Below are 712 nucleotides of genomic sequence, written 5' to 3' on the forward strand. Positions count from 1 at the left end.
GTATAAGCTACAGGATCGGGAGACGGGGGCAAACGTTCCTGTCTTCCCCTCCGGCAATATCGCCTTATTAAAACCGACGCCTGTGTCCCCAGGGCGTCGGACGTGACGACCAGTAAAGGATCGAACCGATGACCTATGTGTACCGTTTCGGCGGCGGCGTTTCGGACGGCGGCAAGGGGGACAAGAACCTGCTCGGGGGCAAGGGCGCGAACCTGGCCGAGATGGCCTCGATCGGGCTGCCGGTGCCGCCGGGCTTCACCATCTCGACCGCGATGTGCACCCGCTATTACGAGGATGGCGAGCAGTTTCCGCAGGAACTGCGCGACGAGGTGGCCGACGGCATCGCGCATATCGAGGCGGTGACGGAAAAGCGCTTCGGCGACCCGGAAAACCCGCTGCTGGTCTCGGTCCGCTCGGGCGCGCGGGTGTCGATGCCGGGCATGATGGACACGGTGCTGAACCTCGGCCTCAACGACGCCACCGTCGAGGGGCTGGCCAAGAAGGCGGGCGACGAGCGTTTTGCCTGGGACAGCTATCGCCGCTTCATCCAGATGTATGCCGATGTCGTCCTCGAGCTGGATCACGGCGCGTTCGAGGAAGCGCTCGAGATCGCCAAGGAGGATAACGGCTTCACCCTTGATACGGAGATGTCGGCCGAGGATTGGAAGGCGCTGGTCACCACGTATAAGGGTCTGGTCGAGGAGCAGTGGGG

Annotated in this window: 1 protein-coding gene; it reads left to right on the plus strand. The window is 63.5% G+C overall.

From position 1 onward, the window contains the following. Window positions 1-128: 128 nt before the first annotated feature. Window positions 129-712 (plus strand): PEP/pyruvate-binding domain-containing protein (locus NS355_RS17725; RefSeq protein WP_275934737.1); only part of this gene is annotated, 584 nt, incomplete at its 3' end.

It is taken from the genome of Sphingomonas yabuuchiae (assembly GCF_001477495.1).
GTDB lineage: Bacteria > Pseudomonadota > Alphaproteobacteria > Sphingomonadales > Sphingomonadaceae > Sphingomonas > Sphingomonas yabuuchiae_A.